The sequence below is a fragment of the Methanoculleus sp. UBA208 genome, assembly GCF_002498065.1.
In the GTDB taxonomy this organism is placed as follows: Archaea; Halobacteriota; Methanomicrobia; order Methanomicrobiales; family Methanoculleaceae; genus Methanoculleus.
In genome coordinates this window covers 1-512 of sequence record NZ_DAFZ01000113.1, presented here as the reverse complement: position 1 = coordinate 512, position 512 = coordinate 1, and the positions used below count along the sequence as shown (strand labels likewise).

The 512-nt window shown below is 67.0% G+C and carries 1 pseudogene; it reads right to left on the bottom strand.

The features are described from left to right. Window positions 1-512, bottom strand: a pseudogene (locus BRA62_RS11730) (hypothetical protein); the annotation flags it as partial.

Below are 512 nucleotides of genomic sequence, written 5' to 3'. Positions count from 1 at the left end.
CGACGTCCTCCAGGGTCGGCGCATAGACGTTCGGATCGTGCAGCAGGAGAAAAACCGCCTGGGTGCTCGCGTCGGCGGTCCCCTCGACGGCGAGGACCTTCGCGTGGCTCGCATAGATGGTGACCACGCCGAGCCAGGGATCGGTCCCGGTCTGCGGGTATCCGGTGCCCTCGACATGGAAGTTATAGAGCGTGACGGATTCGCTGGAGACGTGGAGCCGCCCGTTCCGGCTGAACTCGAGTAACGTCGCGTTCGGCCCCTCCCCGCGAAGCATGGAGTTCGCACGGGGGTAGATGCTCCCGGCGCAATCGAACGTGCCTTCGGAGAGAGCGACCGTGCCGCCCGACGGCGGCAGCGCATCGAACGCCTCCTGGATGTCGTGTTGATCGTCGGTACCGTCACAGACGTAGTCTGCCTGCGCCTTCGATACGGGGCTGCTGTCGCTTGCCGCGACGACGACCGTCGGTCCGGGGACCTCCGGGGGCACTGCCGGCGTCGTGGGAATCGGGGTG